Here is a 20,138-nt window from a genome sequence, read left to right on the forward strand (position 1 = left end):
GGTTGGAGCTCGTAGAAGGTGCCTGAAGCGATCGGATAAACTTGCTCGCCGCGTCTTTCGGAAACGGCGCTGCGGCGCGTTGCAAGTCATGCCTCGATCATGCGCGGCGCGCGTGGCGTGTGCACGAGTCTAGGCAATCGCCGGACATTAGCCGATGCCTGAAACGATCACGCTAACTGAGCGCTTTGGCCACCTAGTGACAACCCCAACATCCACGAAGGACATCGAACGGGATTCGATCGCCGCGAGTCTCGTCGACGCAGCCTTGCGCTGCGCACAAGCACGCGGCGTCGATCGCGCGATACTGCTCGACGCCGCGCAGATCGCGCCCGCGCTGCTCGACACGCCGCATGCGCGCGTCACGCCCGCGCAGTACGGCCGCCTGTGGCACGCCATCGCCGACGCGCTCGACGACGAGTTCCTCGGCCAGGACGCACACCCGATGCGGCGCGGCAGCTTCGTGCTGATGTCGCACGCCGCGTTGAGCGCGCGCGACGGCGCACAGGCGCTCGGGCGCATCGCCGGATTCATGCGGCTCGTGCTGGACGACTTATCGTTTGAGCCGGATATCGGCGCGACGCGCGTGCGCCTCTGGCTGAACGACGGACACGGCGAACGCAAGCCCAAGAGCATGTTCGCTTGCGCGACCGGCTTCATCCTCGTCTATGGATTGTTGTGCTGGCTCGTCGGGCGACGCATTCCGGTGCTTGCGGCCGATTTTCGTTGCGAGGAACCAGCGGATAGCGACGAATACCGGCTGATGTTCTGCGACACCCTTCGTTTCGACGCACCGCGTTCATTCGTCGATTTATCGCCCGAATGCGCCGCGCTGCCTGTCGTGCAGACAACCGCCACGATCAGGCGCTTTCTGCGCGACGCGCCCGCGAATTTCATCGTCAAATATCGGAATTCGGAATCGCTCGCGGCGCACATTCGGCGGCGCTTGCGGCAGACCGCGCCGGCCGACTGGCCCGAGGCGGACCGCATGGCGGCGGAATTGAATATCGCGCAGGCCACCTTGCGTCGGCGTCTCGCGCAGGAAGGGCTGACGTATCGAACCATCAGGGACGCGCTACGCCGCGATCTGGCGCTCTCGCGTCTTGCGGATACCGACGAAACCATCGCTCAGATTGCGAGCGCGCTCGGCTTTGCGGAACCGAGCGCTTTCAGGCGCGCCTTCAGAAAGTGGACGGGCGTGCGGCCGGCGGATTATCGCCGCGCACGCTGAGAGCGCGCGGATATCGACGCTGCTATATTGAGACGTCGAAGAATTGCCCACGGAGCGCATCATGACGAAAGCACGGCCCGACGAACCCGCGACGCCCACCCACGAAGAGGAGTTGCTCGACGAAGCTCTGGATGAGACCTTCCCGGCGAGCGACCCGATTGCCGTGGACGCCGAGCCGGAAGACAACGAGGAACGCAAGCGGGCTAAGTAAGATTCAGAGGGGATCGTTCGGACCCGGTTCATCCGGAGTCGAAAGGAGCGTCACCAGTTTGTCGACGTGCTGATGCAGCAACTTCACATGCTTGTCGATCTGTTCGAGACGGCCGGAAAGGTCCGCCTTCGCCGCTTCGCTCATGCGGTCGGAGGCGATGAGTTCATCGGCCTTGGGCAGCATTGGCTCGACTTGCAGCAAACCTAGCTGGCGTTCCAGCCGACGCAAATCCTGCGACAGCAGTTCGCGATTCTTGCGAAACAAAAGATCGCGACGATTGGCTTCCGCCTGCTGCTGTGCGAGATCGGCCACGCGGCGCGTTGCTTCCGTTTGCGACAGCAGCGGATCGGGACCGCGCAACACGGAACGCTTGGGCGCGGGATGCGCCGTGCCGCGGAACACCGCGACGGGCGCTTCTTCGTCGAGCGCGCGTTGCACGCCGGAAGGCACTTCGGCGGGGTTGCGGCGCTCGTCCATCCAGTGCGGCGGCAAGCCCGTCACGAGCTCGATACCGCGCACGAATTCCTCGTTGAAGTCGCGCTGACCCGCGACGATGAGCTTCATCAGCGAAGGCGAGAAGCTCATCATCCGCGCGAGTCGCGCAGCGCCGCCCGGCGAACCCACCAGAACATTCAGGTTGGCTCGCCAGACGACGAATAGCGTTTCATCGAAATCTTCCATGAAAGGGCTCCCGGCTGACCGATGCACCCAAAGGCGCATGTCGACAATGCGCGCGTTCGAGTCGCGCGCCAGCGCTTCCGGCTTGCGCTTCTTGCGTCCGTGCGCCGTGGGGCGCGCTTCACCTGCAGATTCATACCGCATCAAACACCATACTACCTTGATCGGCAAGCCCGGCGGACATAAGGGTCCGCGCTAATGGCGCCGGTGATTACGACTGGAACACGACAGGCCACGCAAAGAGCGCTTGCCAACCCGTCGCGGCCACTATATTAAGGCTCGTTGCGCAAATAGCCCACCTTGCTCGGATCGAGCATGCGCCAGGTCACGACAAGCGAGATGGCGCACATGGCGGTGACATACCAATAGAACGCCGATTCGCTGCCCGCCGACTTCAGCCACAACGCCACATATTCCGCCGATCCGCCGAACACCGCATTAGCGACGGCGTACGACAGCCCGACGCCCAGCGCGCGCACTTCGGGCGGAAACATCTCCGCCTTGATGAGACCGCTGATCGACGTATAAAAGCTGACAATGGCAAGCGCGGCCACGACCAGAACGAACGCCATGAACGGGCTCGTCACGTCGCGCAACGCGTGCAGCAGCGGCACCGTGCAGAGCGTGGCGAGCGCGCCGAACCAAAGCATCGACTGACGACGCCCGATGCGGTCCGACAGCGCGCCGAAAAGCGGCTGCATGATCATGTAGACGAACAATGCGCCCGTCATCACGTTACTGGCCGTCTTGGCGTGCATGCCCGCCGTATTGACCAGATATTTCTGCATGTACGTGGTGAACGTATAAAAGATCAGCGATCCGCCCGCCGTGAAGCCGACCACGGTCATGAACGCGCCCTTGTGCTGCATCAGGCCGCGCAAAGTGCCCGCTTCCTTGCGTTGCCGCGATTCGGCGGTCGTGGTTTCTTCGAGCGAACGACGCAGAAAAAGCGAGATCAGCGCCGCGCAAGCGCCGACGAAAAACGGCACGCGCCAGCCCCACGCCTTGAGCTCTTCGGTCGAGAGAAACATCTGAAGGATGACCAGCACGAGCAGCGCGGCGAGCTGCCCGCCGATCAGCGTCACATATTGAAACGATGCGAAGAAACCGCGACGGCCGCGCAGCGCCACCTCGCTCATATAGGTTGCGCTCGTGCCGTACTCGCCGCCGACGGACAAGCCCTGGAACAGCCGCGCGATCAGCAGAAAGAACGGCGCCCACGCGCCGATGCTCGAATATGTCGGCATAAAGGTGATGACGAGCGAGCCGCCGCACATCATTAGCACGGAAATCATCATTGCGTTGCGGCGGCCGTGTTTGTCGGCGATACGGCCGAAGAGCCACCCGCCGATCGGGCGCATGAGAAAGCCCGCCGCGAACACGCCCGCGGTATTCAACAATTGCGTGGTCGGATTGCCGCTCGGGAAGAAGGCCGCCGAGAAATACAGCGCAAGGAACGAATAGATATAGAAGTCGAACCATTCGACGAGATTGCCCGACGATGCCCCGACGATCGCGAATACGCGGCGACGGGTATCTTCAGCGGTGTAGGCGGGAATGTCGTTCATGGGTAGTCTGTTCCTGGTCTCGGCGTTTGATCGGCCGGCTCGACACTGCCGGGGCGAATCGCTCTGCGGCGTTCGGGCGCAAGTTTATACGACGATTCGCGGAAAAGCGCGCAAAGATGATTGTGATTTCCCCAATGCGGCGCGCGACAAAGGCGGCATCCATCTTTATGCTTTCAGCCGACGCGGCTTGTCGCCAAAGCCTTCGCGCGGCTTACGCCATTTGCATGTTTCCCGGCGTGGCCACGGGTTAGGGAATTTCCCTTATCGAACACGGCGCTGCGGATTTGTCGATAAAGTCTCGCTCGTCCATCATTGGAGTTTCGTATGAACATGCCGCGCCTTATCGTGCTGAACGACGCGTTGGCGTCGAAATTCGCGCAAGTCGCGCTAGGTCACCTCACGCGCGAGTATCCCAACAAGCTCGATCACGTCATGGCGAGCGCAGCGGACGTGCAAAGCCCGCGCGCGCTGCATCCCGTCTTCTATGGCAGCTTCGACTGGCATTCGTGCGTGCATGGCTATTGGCTGCTTGCGCGTCTCGTCGACCGCTTTCCCGCGCTGCCCGAAGCCGCGCGCATTCGCTCGGTCATCGACGAACATTTCACCGATGCCAACGTCGCCGCCGAAGTCGCCTACCTCGAACGCCCGGCGGCGCGCGGTTTCGAACGGCCCTACGGCTGGGCGTGGCTGCTCGCGCTCGCGGGCCAATTGCGCTCGATGCACACCGAGGAAGGCGCGCGCTGGGCCCGTACGCTGCAACCGCTCGCGGATGCCTTCGTCGCGCGCTTCGTCGAATTCCTGCCGAAGTCGACGTATCCGCTGCGCGTCGGCACGCATTTCAACATGGCGTTCGCGCTGACGCTGGCGCTCGGTTATGCACGTGTGGTTCGTGATGGCGATTTCGAGCGCCTTCTCGTCGATACGGCCACGCGCTGGTTCGCCAATGACGAAGCCTGTCAGGCGTGGGAACCGGCCGGCGACGAATTCCTCTCGCCGTCGCTGATGGAGGCCGTGCTGATGCGCCACGTGTTGCCCGATGCATCGTTCAACGGCTGGCTCGAACGCTTCTTGCCGCGTCTTGCCGTGCGCGAACCCGCGACGCTCTTCGTGCCGGCCACCGTCACCGATCGCAGCGACGGCAAGCTCGCGCATCTCGACGGCCTGAACCTGAGCCGCGCGTGGTGTCAGCGGACCATCGCGCGGGCGCTGCCTGCGGGCGATGCGCGCATCGGCGTGCTCGACGCGAGCGCCGACGAGCATCTGGCGGCGGGCATCGCGCACGTGGCGGGCGACTACATGGGCGAACATTGGCTCGCCACGTTTGCGTTGCTGGCGCTGGAAGCGTGACGCGCCGAGCGCCACGCTGAATCAGACGCGCGGCTGGAACGCGATGACCGCCATTCCCGCCAGCGCGATGACCGCGCCCGTCACGTCCCACATCGTCGGCCGGATGCGATCCACGGCCCACAGCCATGCGATCGCCACACCGATATACACGCCGCCATACGCCGCATAGACGCGCCCTGCAGCCGCATCGTGCAGCGTGAGGAGCCACGCGAACAACGCAAGCGAAAGCGCGCCGGGCACGACCAGCCAGGGCGAGCCATCGAGCTTCAGCCATCGATACGGAAAGTAGCAACCGGCGATCTCCGCGATGGCCGTCACGACATAAAGCAGAAGAGTTTTCATGGACAGTCGGGCAGCGGGTTCGACGCGCATTATCGGCTGCTTCGGCAGCAAGCGTCGCCCTGACACGGCACAATGACGCCTCTTGCTCACCTCGCCCTGCAATTGAACGCTCCCGACACTATCGAGCATCCGGCCGCCGTGCCGGTGCACTGGCACAAGCGCGTGCTGACGCTCGCGTTTCCCATCGTCCTCGCAAATCTTACGCAGCCGATTCTAGGCGCGGTCGATACCGCCGTCGCCGGTCATCTCGACGGACCGCAATATATTGGCGGCGTCGCTCTCGGCGGGCTCGTTTTCAGCTTCGTGTTCTGGAGCTTCGGCTTTTTGCGCATGGGCACGACGGGCCTCGTCGCGCAGGCGTTCGGTGCGAACGATTCGCTTGCCCTGCGCGCAAGCGTATTGCGGGCGATGCTGCTCGCGCTCTTCATCGGCATGGCGGTACTGGCGTTACAGGTGCCGATCATCCGTTATGCGCTCGCCGCGCTCGGCGGTAGCGCGGCCGTCCAGAGCACGGCCAGCGCCTACTGCCATGCGCGCATCTGGGCCGCGCCCTTCGCGCTTGGCAACTACGTCGTGCTCGGGATGTTGCTCGGCTGCCAGCGCGTGCGGCTCGCGCTCGTCACGCAAGTGTTCATCAACGTGGTCAATATCGTGGCGGTCCTGCTATTCGTGTATCGCTTCGGCTGGGGTATTTCGGGCATCGGCGCGGCCACGGCGGCTGCGGATTTTTGCGGCTTCGCGCTCGGTCTTGCGATTCTCTGGCGTTTGCGTCCACATGGACTTCCGGCGCTCGCGCTGCGCACGCTGCTGGACGCGCGCGCGATGAAGCGCCTCGTCGCGCTCAATCGCGACATCTTCATTCGCACGCTGTGCCTGCTCGGATCGTATGGATGGTTCGCCCACATGGGCGCGCGTCAGGGCGATGCGATCCTCGCGGCCAACGCCGTCCTGCTCAACTTCCAGACCTTCATGGCCTTCGGACTCGATGGCTTCGCGCACGCCGCCGAAGCGCTGGTCGGCGCGGCCACGGGCGCGCGCGACCGCCACGCGTTTCGCCAGGCCGTGAAGGTGACGATGCTGTGGTCGGTGATCGGCGCGGCGGGCTTTTCGCTCGTTTATTGGATCGCGGGCGAGTGGATCATCGGCCACCTCACGGATCAGCGGGACGTGCGTGCCGCCGCGCTGCGCTTCTTGCCTTGGGCCGTGGTGATGCCGCTTGCATCGGTCATCAGCTTTCAGCTCGATGGCGTGTTTATCGGCGCGACGCGCACGCGGGAGTTGATGGTGTCGACGGCTGTATCGCTTGGCATCTTTCTATTTGCCGCGTGGTTGCTGAACGGCTGGTTCGGCAACCACGGATTGTGGCTCGCGCTCGCCATCTTGATGATCGCGCGCGCCGTTACGTTGCTGGTGCAGTTGCCCGCGATCGAGCGGAGATCGTGCGTGGATTGATGCGGAGTGGATGGCCTGACTCAATCCGCCTTCGCCTTCAACGCCGCCATACCTTCCAACAACGCCTTGTGAAACGCCACCGGGTCCTGCATCTGCGGCGCATGACCGAGCTCGGCAAACTCGACGAGCTTCGCGCCCTCGATCCGCTGCTGTGCAAGCTTCGCCAGCTCAGGATAACGGCCCAGCGTCGGGCGAATCTCTGGCGGCGCCAGATCCTTGCCGATGGCCGTCGTGTCCTTATCGCCGATCATCAGCAGCGTCGGGGTTCGCAACTGATCGAACTCATAGACGACAGGCTGCGTATAGATCATGTCGTACAGCAACGCCGAGTTCCACGCGACCGCATCTTTCCCCGGTCCGCGATACATTCCCGCAAGCATCTGCACCCACGGTTCGTAGTCCGCGCTCCAATGCCCCGCGTAATACGTGCTGGTCTCGTAGCTGCGGATGCCGTCGGCCGTGGTCTTGAGCTCGCGCGCATACCAGTCGTCGATGGAAATGGACGGCACGCCCTTCGCCTTCCAGTCTTCCAGACCAATGGGATTCACGAGCACGAGTTGCTCGGTCTCGCGCGGGTACATCAGCGCATAACGCACCGCGATCATGCCGCCCGTCGAATGCGCGATCAACGTGGGATGCGTGACGCCAAGCGCCGCAAGCAGCGCATGCGTATTGCGCGCGAGCTGCTGGAAGCTGTACTGATAACGCGTGGGTTTGGTGGACTTGCAAAAGCCGATCTGGTCCGGCGCGACCACGCGATACCCGGCTTCGCTCAAGGTATCGATGGTCTTTTTCCACGTCGCCGCGCAGAAGTTCTTGCCATGCAGAAGCACGGCCGTGCGGCCATTGGGATGCGCGGGATGCACATCCATATAGGCCATCTGGACGACCTGCCGTTGCGACGAAATGGAGAACCGCGCGACGGGATAAGGATAGTCGAAGCCTTGCAGTTCAGGCCCGTATGCTGGGCCATCGTTGGCGGGCGCGTCTTGCGCGTAAGCCTGGCTTGCGGTGAGCATCGTGCAACACGAGACGAGCGACAGCAGCAGGTTTCGCGCGATATCGAGCTTGCGGCGCTTGGCGTTCATTGGCTTCCTTCCATTCGTTTCGATGCGGCCTTCGCCTACGGCGCGGCCCGAGCCGACGCATTCTAGCGTGGATGAATTTCTTCCGTTCCATGTGCACTGCACTGCCTTATACTCTGCGGCCTCGATTCGCCCGGCTTAAACCGAACGGCTGACCATCAGGCGGCGAGTTCTCACGCATCAGCACGGATCTTCATACTCAGCATGCAAGTACGCATCAAGGCATTCGTCGTCGCGCTTCTAGGCGCCGCGTCGGTCGCGGCGGTCGCGAGCGACTGTCCGCAGTTCAGTCCGGGCGGCCGCGCGCCCGTCGTCGTCAATCAGAAGATGCGCGCGTCCACGCAGGAAATCTGCTATACCGATTTCGCTCTGCTGCATTCCGGCGTCACGCACGGGCCGCTCTGGTCGGCGGAACATTTGACCGCGCAGAGCGTCGATGACGCGAAGAACAACACGCGCACCAATCGCTTTTTCGTCGACAAGCGGCTGCCGGCCGGCGACAGCGCGCAACTCGACGACTATAAAAGGAGCGGCTACGATCGCGGCCACATGAGCCCGGCGGGCGATCGAGCCAGCAAGCAAGGCATGGCCGAATCGTTCTCGCTTGCGAACATCGTGCCGCAGGATCCGTCGAACAACCGGCGCATCTGGTCGCGCATCGAGCAAGCGGTACGCAGGCTGACCGAAGAATCCGGCGATGCCTATGTCGTGACCGGCCCGCTCTTTTCAGGGCGGCAGTTGCAGACCATCGGCGAGTCGCGCGTGTTCGTGCCGACGCAGTTGTACAAGGTGGTCTATTTGCCGAAGCGGCAAATCGCGTTCGTGGTCGTCGTCGATAATGTGCCGACCAGTACCTATACGATGAAAACCGTGCGCGAACTGGAAGCCATGAGCGGTCTCGCGTTTCCCGGCATCCCCGATGCACTGAAAGACAAACGAATTGGAGGACTGAGCGGTGTTTAAACCATTTGCCAACGATACCGACGTGATGAACATCGCGGGCGACGCGATCAACATCCAGAACGGCACGACGCGTGTGTCGGTGAGCGGCGACCTCACCATCGCACGCGATCAGGCGGGGCTCGCCGCCGCGCAGGCGTTGTACAAGGCGCTCGGGGCTATCGTCGATGTTCTTCAAAAAGACAAGGCGCTGCCCGCGAAGCTTGCCGACGAGCCGACCGCGCCCGGCGGCACGGCGGATAATCCGTTCATCTGAAACGGGACGCGAGAAGACGCGACGTGATCGAAAGCCACGTTAGCCCGAGCCCGCTCGGGCCTATTTTGTTTCGCGCGGAAGGCGATTGCCTGACCGGGCTTTTCTTTGTCGGGCAGAAGTATTGCCCGGACGGTTTATCGCACGAGCCACGCGCATCGGCGCGCGTGCCGCGCGTGATCGCCGAGGCGCGCGAGCAAGTCGACGAATATTTCGGGGGCGCGCGCGAGGTGTTTTCGGTGGCGCTGCGGCTCGACGGCACCGCGTTCCAAAAACAAGTCTGGGACACGCTGCGTCAGATTCCTTTCGGCGAAGCCTGGACTTACGGCGATCTCGCGCGCCGTCTTGGCTTGCCCGCAGGCGCATCGCGCGCGGTCGGCGGCGCGAACGGGCGCAATCCGGTGTCGATCATCGTGCCGTGTCATCGCGTGATCGGCGGCGATGGCGAACTCACAGGTTACGCGGGCGGCGTTGCGCGCAAGCGTCACCTGCTGACGCTGGAAGGCGGACGCGGGCGCGAGCAACTGCTGTTGTTCTAATCCTTTCGGCGCGTATCGACGTAAAAAAGCTCGCGATCCTTTCGGCTCGCGAGCTTTTTCTTCGACAGCGTCCAGCTTACGGATTGAGCGTCACTTCCACACGGCGATTCTCGGCGCGACCCTGACTCGTCGCGTTCGATGCCACTGGAACAGACTTGCCGAAGCCCTTCATGGAGAACTCGTTCGCCTTCAGACCGTGGCTCTTGAGGTATTCGAGCACCGACTCCGCGCGACGCTGGGACAACGCCAGGTTATACGGCGCGGAGCCAACAGAGTCCGTATGTCCTTCGATGCTGACAGACGAAAACGTCGTGCCGCGTCCTTCCGAGATAATCTGATCGAGAGAGGCTTTGGCCTTCGGCGTCAAATGGGCGCTGTTGAAGTCGAAGTTCGTCTTTTCGTCGAGGGAAATCTTGCGTGCGGCCGGCGCGGCCGGCGCGACGGTCGCCGTATCCACCACCGCTGGCGGCGCGGGTTCCGCAGCCGCCGGCTGCACGGGCTGTGCCGGTGCACCGCAGACAAAAATCAGCTCGGAGACATTGTCCGGTGTTTTCGTTCCCGCGACGTTCTGGAGCGGGTTCACTGGCTGATTGCCGCATGCCTTCTGCGCGGCGGCCATGCATTGGCTGCCGCCTTCGAACAAGCCGTAGCATTCGGCGCGGAAAGCCTTTTGGCCGTTCGACGTCTGAATTTCGCTGAGATTGAACGTGGGACTGGACGCAAGACTGGTCGCAGGACTGGACGTGGACGAGCAAGCGGCAAGAACGGCGACGCTCGCGAGAATAGTGGCAATGGTCTTGTTGAACATATTGAATGAGTAAGCAGAGCGCCTGTTGGCAATTGACGGGATTTCCGCTTATTTCAGCGCCTGAATTGCGAAAGCGCGAATAAGCCCGTTTTGAGAAATAGATGAAGTTCGGTATCGCGATCTTGAAACGACCGAAAGCCGCCGCGATTCTAGCAACGGCTTAAGAACTTACCGCAGGGACAATTCCCAAAAATCGACATCCCGCTTCGCATCTCATTAATCACCGAAGCGTGCGCCATCTGAACGACTGTTGCGACCATCGACGTCATGCAATTCGGCGACGTTTCGCCGGCAAGTTGCTCAATTCGGATTACGCATCCAGCTTAATGCGTATCTGATTATGGTCAGAGAATCCGATTAATTCCAGAACAACCTGCGCTCTACTCTTCCAAATCAAATCATTTGCGCGTGATCGAAGCGCGTTTGTGCCACTCGCGAATCGCCGTTGTAGCGTTCGGGGTTATTGGGCGAAAAGATGCGCGAATCCACGGGTTTTGCCGGTAGGCGCGAGAAGATTTCCTTGTCCGCGTGAAAATTGAACGGCGCCGCCGAAAGAATGCGCGAATCGGGCAGCCGTTCGCCGGCATTCGCGCATGAAACTGAAATCGGAAACGAAGAAACGAGACAAAGCGCGAGCGTGACGATGCTTGAAAGCGAGTTCGGACGGGACATGGCTGACCTGAAATGAAACGGCGCGTAACGCCTGGAACGGAAAAGGCCTCGATCCATCTCGGCCCTCGTTAATGCATGGATGCCATTTCAACAGGGCCAAGCGTCATCGCACATGAGAAGGTTCTCAATTTCGTCCTATTTTTAGGATGCGCTCCCGAGAAGACGAGCGGGCGTGAAAAATGCGGACGTCTCGAGTTCAACCCTTTAGCGCCACCCTTTTTGCAGGAACGGGAATCCAACGCGCGCCTCTGCCCATCGATGGGTTGCCATCCAGCGCCAAGGCAGACGGGCTTTCACGACCGACGGAAGATCCCATTGTTGCTCGGAGTCAGCCATAATTCGCGTTCGCTCAAACGGATCGCCAAGTAAAACGAACACTCCATGACCCAAGACGACAAGCTCCCCACCGTTTCGCCCCGACAGACCATACCCAACGACGGCAACGTCACGACTGGCGTGGCAGGTCTGGACGAGATTCTGGGCGGCGGTCTCGCCGAAGGTGGTCTGTACATGATCGAAGGCATGGCTGGCGCGGGAAAGACGATCCTTTCGTCGCAGATCGGTTTTCATCGCGTGGGCCAGGGCGACATGGTGCTATACATCACGCTGATCGCCGAATCGCACACGAAGCTGCTGTCGCACCTCCGGGCAATGTCGTTCTACGACGCCGACGCCATCTCCGAACGCATGCTGTTCGTGAGCGGTTACCACGAACTGATACGCGACGGCCTGTCCGGCTTTCTCTCGCTCATCGCGGCGACCATCCGCACGAGCCGCCCGCGTTTCATGGTCATCGACGGCTTTCGCAGCGCCCGCGAATTCAGTTCGACCGAACTCGAACTCTCGCAATTCATCCACGAGTTGTCGGCCTTCGTGAGCGCCGCGCGTTGCACGACGCTCATCCTCGCGCCGCTGTCCGGCAACGAGCCGCATCCCGAGCACACATTGGTCGATGGCTTGATCGAGCTAAATCGCTACAACACCGGAATGCGCCGCGCACGGGAGATCGAAGTGCATAAGCTGCGCGCGCGCGATCATCTGCTCGGCAAGCATTTCTTCAAGATCACGGCGGACGGACTCGTGACCTACCCGCGACTCGAAGCGTCGTCGGCGAATGCGCAGGACGTGCCGGACTTCGAAAGCCGTCTTGCCTTCGGTTTCCCCGATTTCGATCAGATGCTCGGCGGCGGCGTGGTGCGCGGTTCGACCACCACCTTTATCGGGCCCTCGGGCGTCGGCAAGACGCTGCTCGCGCTCAAGTTTTTGCAGGCGGGCGTGGCGCGCGGCGAGCAGTGCGTCTACTTCGGGCTTTACGAGTCGCCGGAGCGGCTGATCGCGAAGGCGGCGTCGGTCGGCATCGACCTGAAAGACGCTGTCGATAGCGGCCATTTGCTACTGGAATGGCATCCCGCCGTGGAACTCGCCATCGACGAACTTGCCTCGGAACTGATTGCGTCGATCCAGCGCTCGAAGGCGTCGCGGCTCGTGGTGGATGGCGTCGACGGCTTCTTTCAGTCGGCCAACCGCACCGAGCGCCTCGGGCTATTCTTGAACGCGCTCACGCACCGTCTGCGCGAAGCCGGCGTCACCACGCTCGTGACGGAAGAGTTGCCGCTCTACGGCGATTCGACGACGCCCACCACCTTGCGGGCGTCCGCGATGACCGAAAACATCGTGCTCCTGCGCTATGTCGAGGCAAACTCGTCGCTGTATCGCATGGTGTCGGTGGTCAAGCAGCGCGAAGGTTCGCACGATACGGCGATCCGCCGTCTCACGATCGATTCGCGCGGATTGCATATCAGCGAAGGGTTCATCGGCTCGACGGGTCTGCTGTCCGGACATCCGTCGTTGGCGCCTGCGCTTTCTGTGTCGGACCCCGGCCAGCGAGCATGAAAAAAATCCTCGTCGTCGACGACGAATTCGACATCCTCACAACCTGGCGCCTCATTCTCGAAATGGAAGGCTACGAAGTGACGACCGCGTCGAACGGGCGCGTGGCGCTCGAATCCGCGCGCGCGAATCCGCCCGACCTCGTCATCACCGACTGGATGATGCCGCACATGGACGGCGTTGCCTTCATCCGCGAACTGGCGGCGAACGACTCGCTCGCACAGGTCCCCGTGATTCTCATGAGCGCGGCGGCGCATGCGCCCACGCTGGAACACGGCAATGCACAGTTTCGCCGCAAGCCGCTTTCCATCGACGATTTGCTCGATCTGGTTAAACATAAACTCGGCGAAGCCTGACCTTGGGCACGAAGCGTGCTCCTTGTTTCACTCGGACGTTGCCGGGATGCCGCAAGATCAGCCCGCTGCAACATTGACCATAACCGCTACAGACGAGAAGGGAGGCACCATGGTGCAGGATCAAGTGGAAGGCGCGGCGCAACAGGTCGTGGGCAAGGTGCAGGATGCGGTTGGCGCGCTTACTGGCGACTCGGAAACGCAAGTGGCCGGCAAGACGCGGCAGGCGCTCGGCTCGCTGCAGCAGAGCTACGGCGAGACCGTGGATCAATTGCGCGTGGCGGTGGCGAGTCAGCCGATCAACGGTTTGCTGATCGCGGCGACCGTGGGCTTCGTGCTCGGCGCGCTGTGGAATCGCGATCGTTGAGACATCGACGCGCGGCGCCATCTCGCATGGCGCCAGGCGTGAAAAAACGGCAAAGTCCGCAAGTCGGCTTTGCCGTTTTTTATTGCACGATGCTCACACCGCTCACACCGCTTCACGCCGCGAGCGTGTTCGCCAGAGTACCGATTCCGCGAATCGTCACTTTCACGCGCGCGCCGTCCTTGATCGATCCCACGCCGATCGACGTACCGCACGCGATGACATCGCCGGGAACGAGCGTCATGTCGTGCGACAGCAGGCTGACCTGCTCGGCGGGCGAAAAGATCATGTCGTCGAGCGGATAATTTTGACGCTCGACGCCGTCCAGCGTCGTGACCACGTGGGCCGCGCGCCAGTCGAAGCCGTTGCCTGGCGTGACGATGGCGGGCCCAAGACACGTGAAGGTATCGAAGCCCTTCGAGCGGCACCATTGCGCGAAGTTGGGATCTTCCTGCAAGAGTTCAATGGCGGTGACATCGTTCACGCACGTATAGCCGAAAATGGCCGCCTCGGCCTCTTCCACCGACGCGCCCGAAACCGTCTTGCCGATCACGATTCCCAGTTCACCCTCGTACGCAATCTTGCCGTGATAACTTTTCGGCCGCTTGATCAACTCGTTCGGCCCGATCACGGACATTGGCGGCTTGATCAGAAAGAGCGGATGCGCAGGTGGCGCCTTGTCGAGCTTCTGCGACAGCGCGTAGTAGTTGTTCCACAACGCGATGACCTTGCTCGGTTCGCAAGGCGCGAGCAGGGTGAGGTCGTCGGCGGCGAAGGAAATGTCGGTCGGACGTGCTTGCCCGAACAATGCGCCGTCGTGCTGCACGACGCGGCCGGAGTGCGGATCGAGCGTGCCGAAGCCAATACGGCCGTCGGCATCGCGAAAACGAATCCAGGTGGTCACTATGAAGGTCCGTGTGATTAGGAAGGGGCGCCGCGGGGCACCTAAGCGCCCCGCTTTGCTCAGATCAATCCCGCGCCGCGCGCCCACTTATATTTCGCCCCGAGCACCGCCACTGGCAATTCGGTCGAATACGCATAGGCCGGCACGCCATGCGCGTATAGATACTCCGCCGCCTCCTCCACTTGCACGTCGCCCGCGAGCGACGCCACGATCGGCTTTTCGATACCGCGCGCCTTCATCTCCTCCTTCACTTCGATCACGAGCTTCGCGAAGACCATCGGCGGCGTGATGATGGTATGCCAGTAGCCGAGGATGATCGAATGGACGCGTTCGTCTTCGAGACCAAGCTTGATCGTGTTCTTATAGGTCGTCGGCGGCTCGCCACCCGTGATGTCGACCGGATTGCCCGCCGCGCCGAACGGCGGAATGAACTTGCGGAATGCGGCGTCGAGATCGTCGGGCATGGTCATGAGCGACAGGCCGTTGTCCACGCACGCGTCCGAGAGCAACACGCCCGAGCCGCCCGCGCCCGTGATGATGACCGTGTTCTCGCCCTTGGGCGTCGGCAATTTGGGAATGCCGCGCGCGAACTCCAGTAAATCGCGCAGCGACCGCGCGCGGATCACGCCGCATTGCTGAAACACGTCTTCGTAGATCTTGTCGTTGCCCGCGAGCGCGCCGGTGTGCGAACTGGCCGCACGCGCGCCGAGACTCGTGCGTCCGGCCTTCAGCACCACGACCGGCTTTTTCTTCGATACGCGCTTCGCGGCTTCGGCAAACGCGCGGCCATCTTTCAAGTCCTCGCAGTGTTGCGCGATGATCTCGGTGTTGTCGTCCTGCTCGAAGAACGTGAGCAGGTCGTCTTCATCGATGTCCGACTTGTTGCCGAGCCCGACGATTGCCGAGACGCCCATCTTCGCCGAACGCGAAAAGCCGATGATCGCCATGCCAATGCCGCCGGATTGCGACGACAGCGCCGCCTTGCCCTTCACGTCATACGGCGTGCAGAAGGTCGCGCAGAGATTCTTGGGCGTGTAGTAGAAACCGTAGATGTTCGGGCCCATCATGCGAATGTCGTATTGACGCGCAATCCGCACGAGTTCTTCCTGGCCTTCGTGATTGCCCGTCTCCGCGAAGCCCGAAGGAATCAGCACCGCGCCGGGAATCTGCTTCTCGCCGACTTCGACGAGCGCCTGCGCGACGAACTTCGCGGGAATGGCGAACACCGCGACATCGATCACGCCGGGCACGTCCTTCACGCTCTTGTACGCCTTGTGGCCCATGATCTCGTCGGCTTTCGGATGGATCGGATAGATCGCGCCCTGGTAGCCGCCGTTGATGAGGTTCTTCATCACCGAATTGCCGATCTTGCCGTCCTCGTTCGACGCGCCAATCACGGCGAGTGCGTCTGGCTTCATGATGCGGTTCATCTGCGCGACAATCTGCTCCTGCGTCGGCCGGTAACGCGGCGCGGCAGGCTCGAGGTCCATCACGATGCGCACGTCCGCCGCCACCGCGCCGCTCGGGCTCGCGAAAACCGGGTTCAGGTCCATCTCCGAGATTTGCGGGAAGTCGTCGATGAGGCGCGACACGCGCTCGATCAGCGTGACGAGACTCTCGCGATGCACCGGCTCCGCGCCCCGCACGCCGCGCAGCACTTCAGCCGCCTGAATGCCGTCGAGCATGGAGGCGGCTTCGTCGCGCGTGACGGGCGCGAGCCGGAAGGTCACGTCCTTCAGCACTTCGACGAGCACGCCGCCTAGCCCGAACGCGATCAGCTTGCCGAACGAAGGATCGGTCACCGCGCCGATGATCACTTCCTGTCCCGCGCCGACCATTTGCTGAACCTGCACGCCGAGGACCGTCGCGTTCGCGTCGTAGTTCTTCGCGTTCTCGATGATCGTCGCGAAGCCGGCTTTGACATCGGCTTCGTTCTTCACGCCGACGAGCACGCCGCCCGCTTCCGTCTTATGCAGAATCTCCGGCGAGACGATTTTCAGCACCACCGGAAAGCCGATGAACGACGCGAGTTTCGCCGCATCGTCCGCGCTCGTCGCGACGCCTTCCCGCGGCACGGCGATGCCGTATGCATCGCAGACGAGCTTGCCTTCCGGCGCCGTGAGCGACGTGCGCCCTTCCGCCTTCACGCGATCGAACACTTCCGCCACGCGGCGTTTCGCATCGGCTGCATGCACCGGGATAGCGTTCGCGACTTGCGTCGAAGAGTCATTGCGTTCCTGCACAACGGTGCTGTTCATCTGACTTGTCTCCGTTCGTATGGACGTGCCACTCCACGCGCCTCACGAGGAGGCGGCGCGACAGGCATCGAATGAAGCGTTTAGATTGCGCCGAGGCTTCTCAGCGTCGCGATCTGATCGGGCGAGTAGCCGAGTTCGGCCATGACTTCGTCGGTGTGTTCGCCAAGCAGCGGCGAGCGCACGACTTCGGTCGGACTATCCGACAGTTTGATCGGATTGCCGACCGTCAGATACTTGCCGCGCACCGGATGATCCACTTCGACGACGGTGCCGGTTTTTCTGAGCGACGGCTCTTCGGCGATTTCCTTCATCGAGAGAATCGGGCCGCACGGAATGTCGTGTTTGTTGAGAATTTCCATGGCCTGGAACTTGGTCTTCGACATGGTCCAGCGCTCGATCTCCGCGAAGATGTCCTTCAGATGCGGCAGGCGCGCGTTGGCCGTCTTGTAATCAGGATGGTCGATCCACTCTTCCTTGCCGATCACCTTGCAGATTTCGCCCCAGACCGGCGCCTGCGTGATGAAGTAGATATACGCGTTCGGGTCCGTCTCCCAACCCTTGCACTTGAGAATCCAGCCCGGCTGACCGCCGCCCGAGGCGTTGCCCGCGCGCGGCACCGCCTCACCGAATGTGCCGTTCGGATACTGCGGATATTCCTTCATCGTGCCGGTGCGTTCGAGCCGTTGTTGATCGCGCAGTTTCACGCGGCACAGGTTCAGCACGCCGTCCTGCATCGCCGCGAGCACGCGCTGGCCGCGCCCGGTTGCATTGCGCTGATACAGCGCCGTGACGATCCCGAGCGCGAGGTGCAAGCCCGTGCCCGAGTCGCCAATCTGCGCGCCGGTGACGACCGGCGGGCCATCGTCGAAACCCGTCGTCGATGCCGCGCCGCCCGCGCATTGCGCCACGTTCTCGTACACCTTGCAGTCTTCGTACGGTCCGGGCCCGAAGCCCTTGACCGACGCCACGATCATCTTCGGGTTCAGCTCCTGAATGCGCTCCCACGTAAAGCCCATGCGATCGAGCGCGCCCGGTGCGAAGTTCTCGACCAGCACGTCGCACTTCTTGACGAGCGTTTCGAGCACCTTCTTGCCTTCGGGATTCTTCGTGTCGATGGTGATCGAACGCTTGTTGTGGTTGAGCATCGTGAAGTAGAGGCTGTCGGCGTCGGGGATATCGCGCAACTGCTCGCGCGTGATGTCTCCGGCGCCCGCGCGCTCCACCTTGATCACGTCCGCGCCGAACCACGCGAGCAACTGCGTGCAGGTCGGCCCAGACTGAACGTGCGTGAAATCTAGGATGCGCACGCCATCCAGTGCCTTGCCCGAATTATTCATGGCTGTCTCCCAATGTCTTCAGTGGCTTGTCAGTGGCTTTATTTGTACATCGTTTGAGCCATCGTGCCGGGGGCGTACACGGTCGGATCGACCCAGATGTTGACGACCGCGCTCTTGCCCGTCTTGGCGATCGATTCCCGCGCACGCTGCAACGCGCCCGCGATCTTCGAGGCCTCGTACACTTCCTCGCCATAGCCGCCGAGCATTTCGGCGAAGCGGCCATACGGCACGTCCGAGAGCAGATTGCCGACGTTGCCGCGCTCCTGACCGTACTTGGCGAGCTGGCCGTAGCGGATCTGGTTCATCGCCGAGTTATTGCCGATGACGGCGAGATACGGCACGCCGAAGCGATTCGCGGTTTCCATGTCGAACGAAGTCATGGAGAAAGCGCCGTCGCCGTAGTAGCAGAGTACTTCCTTTCCGGGGTTCGCAAGACCCGCCGCGATGGCGAAGCCCGTGCCGACGCCGAGCGAACCAAGCGCGCCGGGGTCCATCCACTGACCCGGACGGCGCGGACGCACGGCCTGCGCGGAAATGGTCACGACGTCGCCGCCATCGCCGATATAGATCGTGTCGTCCGATAGAAACTGGTTGATTTCGTGCGCGACGCGGTACGGATGAATCGGGCTCGCGTCGGACGTGAAGAGCGGCATCAGCTTGGCCGTCGCGGTTTCTTCCGCCGCCGCGAGTTCGCGCATCCACGCCTGACGGCTCTGGCGCTTGTCGTTCTTGATGCGTCCGCTCGCCGCTTGCAGCACCGCACCGAGGATCGCGCCCGGGTCGCCTACGAGCCCGAGATCGATATCACGGTTCTTGCCGACCGTGCGGTAATCCATGTCGATCTGCACGAGCTTCAGATCGCGGCTGATGCGCTTGCCGTAACCCATGCGGAAGTCGAATGGCGTGCCGACGATCACGATCACATCGGCCTTCGCGAAGGCTTGCGAACGCGTGCGGTCGAAGTGATGCGGGTCGCCCGGCGGCAAGAGGCCGCGGCTCGCCCCGTTGAAGTAGCCGGGAACGTCGAGGCCGCGCAACAGCGCGATGGCTTCTTCGTGACCGCGCGCGGTCCACACTTGCTGGCCATAGAGAATCGCGGGACGCTCGGCGTCGACCAGCAGATCGGCCAGCTTCTCGATATCGAGCGGATCGCCCACCGATTTCGTCGATGCACGATACCGTCCCGGCTGCGGAATCACGGCCTTGGAGACATCGATTTCGCGGTCGAGCACATCGCGCGGAATCTCCAGGTACGCCGGGCCGGGCGCGCCGTTGAAGGCTTCGCGCGCGGCCATCGAGATCATGTCGGCGACGCGTTCGGTGCTCGGCACGGTGGCGGCGAACTTGGTGATCGGCGCCATCATGTCGACGTGCGGCAGGTCTTGCAGCGAGCCCATCTTGTGCTGCGTCAACGCGCCCTGCCCGCCGATATGGATGATCGGGCTTTCCGAGCGAAACGCCGTGGCGACACCTGTCACCGCGTTGGTACAGCCGGGGCCGGCCGTGGTGACGACGCAACCGAGCTTGCCGGTCTGACGCGCGTAGCCATCGGCGGCGTGGGCGGCGACCTGTTCGTGACGGACATCGATGATGCGAATGCCTTCATCGACGCAGCCATCGTAGATATCGATGATATGACCGCCGCACAGCGTGAAGATGGTATCGACGCCTTCGTTCTTGAGCGCTCGGGCGACCAAATGGCCGCCCGAGACGACACCCGCGCCGCGTGTTTTTTGTTTGAGCGTGTCATCCGCGGTGGTGGTGGCGGGAGCGACTTCCGGACGGCTGCTGACGACTTCGGACATTGTTTGTCTCCTCCTCGAAGGGGGTTGTGTTCAAGGCTTCCGTGACGTCGCGCTGCCGTCCGGTTGCTGTGATATACAATATTC

At 62.4% G+C, this 20,138-nt stretch carries 21 protein-coding genes; 11 read left to right on the plus strand and 10 right to left on the minus strand.

What is annotated here, in order from left to right; genetic code table 11:
* Positions 1 to 154: 154 nt before the first annotated feature.
* Positions 155 to 1,228 (plus strand): AraC family transcriptional regulator, encoded by a 1,074-nt coding sequence (locus tag NCT04_RS20295; protein WP_502800680.1) that lies wholly within the window; start codon positions 155 to 157, stop codon positions 1,226 to 1,228.
* A 61-nt stretch (positions 1,229 to 1,289) separates the two neighbouring features.
* Positions 1,290 to 1,439 (plus strand): hypothetical protein, encoded by a 150-nt coding sequence (locus NCT04_RS20300; protein WP_250467420.1) that lies wholly within the window; start codon positions 1,290 to 1,292, stop codon positions 1,437 to 1,439.
* A gap of 3 nt (positions 1,440 to 1,442) precedes the next feature.
* Here the strand turns inward: NCT04_RS20300 and NCT04_RS20305 are convergent, their stop codons facing one another.
* Together NCT04_RS20305 and NCT04_RS20310 are read right to left on the minus strand one after the other, a co-directional pair.
* Positions 1,443 to 2,120: a hypothetical protein gene (locus NCT04_RS20305; protein WP_250467421.1), complete on the minus strand. Its 678-nt coding sequence runs from the start codon at positions 2,118 to 2,120 to the stop codon at positions 1,443 to 1,445.
* A gap of 269 nt (positions 2,121 to 2,389) precedes the next feature.
* A complete protein-coding gene (locus tag NCT04_RS20310) occupies positions 2,390 to 3,685 on the minus strand; it encodes an MFS family transporter (RefSeq protein ID WP_250467422.1) in 1,296 nt (431 codons plus the stop codon).
* Between NCT04_RS20310 and NCT04_RS20315 the strand changes: the two genes are divergently transcribed.
* Positions 3,684 to 4,013, plus strand: coding sequence for a hypothetical protein (locus tag NCT04_RS20315; RefSeq protein WP_250467423.1), 330 nt, complete (start codon positions 3,684 to 3,686; stop codon positions 4,011 to 4,013). The two genes, NCT04_RS20310 and NCT04_RS20315, sit on opposite strands and share 2 nt — an antisense overlap.
* A gap of 2 nt (positions 4,014 to 4,015) precedes the next feature.
* Positions 4,016 to 5,032 carry a DUF2891 domain-containing protein gene (locus tag NCT04_RS20320; RefSeq protein ID WP_404989437.1) on the plus strand — a complete coding sequence of 339 codons (1,017 nt, stop codon included), beginning with the start codon at positions 4,016 to 4,018 and terminating at the stop codon, positions 5,030 to 5,032.
* Positions 5,033 to 5,053: 21 nt separating this feature from the next.
* Here the strand turns inward: NCT04_RS20320 and NCT04_RS20325 are convergent, their stop codons facing one another.
* Positions 5,054 to 5,374, minus strand: a complete 321-nt coding sequence (locus NCT04_RS20325) for a YnfA family protein (protein WP_244829259.1) — start codon at positions 5,372 to 5,374, stop codon at positions 5,054 to 5,056.
* Positions 5,375 to 5,446: 72 nt separating this feature from the next.
* Here NCT04_RS20325 and NCT04_RS20330 point away from each other — a divergent pair, with 72 nt between their 5' ends.
* Positions 5,447 to 6,826, plus strand: coding sequence for an MATE family efflux transporter (locus NCT04_RS20330; RefSeq protein ID WP_250467425.1), 1,380 nt, complete (start codon positions 5,447 to 5,449; stop codon positions 6,824 to 6,826).
* A 20-nt stretch (positions 6,827 to 6,846) separates the two neighbouring features.
* Here NCT04_RS20330 and NCT04_RS20335 read toward each other — a convergent pair whose 3' ends face one another.
* The gene (locus NCT04_RS20335) at positions 6,847 to 7,914 is read right to left on the minus strand and encodes an alpha/beta fold hydrolase (protein WP_502800681.1); all 1,068 of its coding nucleotides are present in this window, start codon (positions 7,912 to 7,914) and stop codon (positions 6,847 to 6,849) included.
* Between the two features lie 201 nt (positions 7,915 to 8,115).
* Here NCT04_RS20335 and NCT04_RS20340 point away from each other — a divergent pair, with 201 nt between their 5' ends.
* The 3 genes from NCT04_RS20340 to NCT04_RS20350 are packed head-to-tail and all read left to right on the plus strand — an operon-like array spanning position 8,116 to position 9,663.
* A complete protein-coding gene (locus tag NCT04_RS20340) occupies positions 8,116 to 8,874 on the plus strand; it encodes a DNA/RNA non-specific endonuclease (RefSeq protein WP_250467426.1) in 759 nt (252 codons plus the stop codon).
* On the plus strand, positions 8,867 to 9,127 hold the full coding sequence (locus NCT04_RS20345; protein ID WP_250467427.1) for a hypothetical protein: 261 nt from the start codon (positions 8,867 to 8,869) through the stop codon (positions 9,125 to 9,127). The genes NCT04_RS20340 and NCT04_RS20345 overlap by 8 nt, the downstream gene beginning before the upstream one ends.
* A 23-nt stretch (positions 9,128 to 9,150) precedes the next feature.
* Complete coding sequence (locus NCT04_RS20350) at positions 9,151 to 9,663, plus strand: methylated-DNA--[protein]-cysteine S-methyltransferase (protein WP_244829255.1); 513 nt, start codon at positions 9,151 to 9,153, stop codon at positions 9,661 to 9,663.
* Between the two features lie 76 nt (positions 9,664 to 9,739).
* On the opposite strand, the gene NCT04_RS20355 is transcribed toward NCT04_RS20350, so the two are convergent.
* Both NCT04_RS20355 and NCT04_RS20360 read right to left on the minus strand, forming a co-directional pair.
* Positions 9,740 to 10,471: an OmpA family protein gene (locus NCT04_RS20355; RefSeq protein WP_250467428.1), complete on the minus strand. Its 732-nt coding sequence runs from the start codon at positions 10,469 to 10,471 to the stop codon at positions 9,740 to 9,742.
* 393 nt (positions 10,472 to 10,864) lie between these two features.
* On the minus strand, positions 10,865 to 11,143 hold the full coding sequence (locus tag NCT04_RS20360) for a hypothetical protein (RefSeq protein ID WP_250467429.1): 279 nt from the start codon (positions 11,141 to 11,143) through the stop codon (positions 10,865 to 10,867).
* Between the two features lie 381 nt (positions 11,144 to 11,524).
* Here NCT04_RS20360 and NCT04_RS20365 point away from each other — a divergent pair, with 381 nt between their 5' ends.
* The 3 genes from NCT04_RS20365 to NCT04_RS20375 all read left to right on the plus strand — a co-directional run bounded on the left by NCT04_RS20365 (position 11,525) and on the right by NCT04_RS20375 (position 13,753).
* Positions 11,525 to 13,036 carry an ATPase domain-containing protein gene (locus NCT04_RS20365; RefSeq protein WP_250467430.1) on the plus strand — a complete coding sequence of 504 codons (1,512 nt, stop codon included), beginning with the start codon at positions 11,525 to 11,527 and terminating at the stop codon, positions 13,034 to 13,036.
* A complete protein-coding gene (locus NCT04_RS20370; RefSeq protein WP_250467431.1) occupies positions 13,033 to 13,389 on the plus strand; it encodes a response regulator in 357 nt (118 codons plus the stop codon). The genes NCT04_RS20365 and NCT04_RS20370 overlap by 4 nt, the downstream gene beginning before the upstream one ends.
* Positions 13,390 to 13,498: 109 nt before the next feature.
* Positions 13,499 to 13,753, plus strand: coding sequence for a CsbD family protein (locus tag NCT04_RS20375; protein WP_244829251.1), 255 nt, complete (start codon positions 13,499 to 13,501; stop codon positions 13,751 to 13,753).
* Positions 13,754 to 13,865: 112 nt separating this feature from the next.
* Here NCT04_RS20375 and NCT04_RS20380 read toward each other — a convergent pair whose 3' ends face one another.
* The 4 genes from NCT04_RS20380 to NCT04_RS20395 form a co-directional block, all read right to left on the minus strand.
* The gene (locus NCT04_RS20380; protein WP_250467432.1) at positions 13,866 to 14,654 is read right to left on the minus strand and encodes a fumarylacetoacetate hydrolase family protein; all 789 of its coding nucleotides are present in this window, start codon (positions 14,652 to 14,654) and stop codon (positions 13,866 to 13,868) included.
* A gap of 59 nt (positions 14,655 to 14,713) precedes the next feature.
* Complete coding sequence (locus tag NCT04_RS20385; RefSeq protein ID WP_250467433.1) at positions 14,714 to 16,912, minus strand: acetate--CoA ligase family protein; 2,199 nt, start codon at positions 16,910 to 16,912, stop codon at positions 14,714 to 14,716.
* 80 nt (positions 16,913 to 16,992) lie between these two features.
* Entirely contained in the window at positions 16,993 to 18,249 is a 1,257-nt protein-coding gene (frc, locus tag NCT04_RS20390) for a formyl-CoA transferase (RefSeq protein ID WP_244829248.1), read from the minus strand.
* A 38-nt stretch (positions 18,250 to 18,287) separates the two neighbouring features.
* Complete coding sequence (locus NCT04_RS20395) at positions 18,288 to 20,054, minus strand: thiamine pyrophosphate-binding protein (RefSeq protein WP_250467434.1); 1,767 nt, start codon at positions 20,052 to 20,054, stop codon at positions 18,288 to 18,290.
* Positions 20,055 to 20,138 lie beyond the last annotated feature (84 nt).

Source organism: Caballeronia sp. GAFFF2 (assembly GCF_023631485.1).
Taxonomy (GTDB): domain Bacteria; phylum Pseudomonadota; class Gammaproteobacteria; order Burkholderiales; family Burkholderiaceae; genus Caballeronia.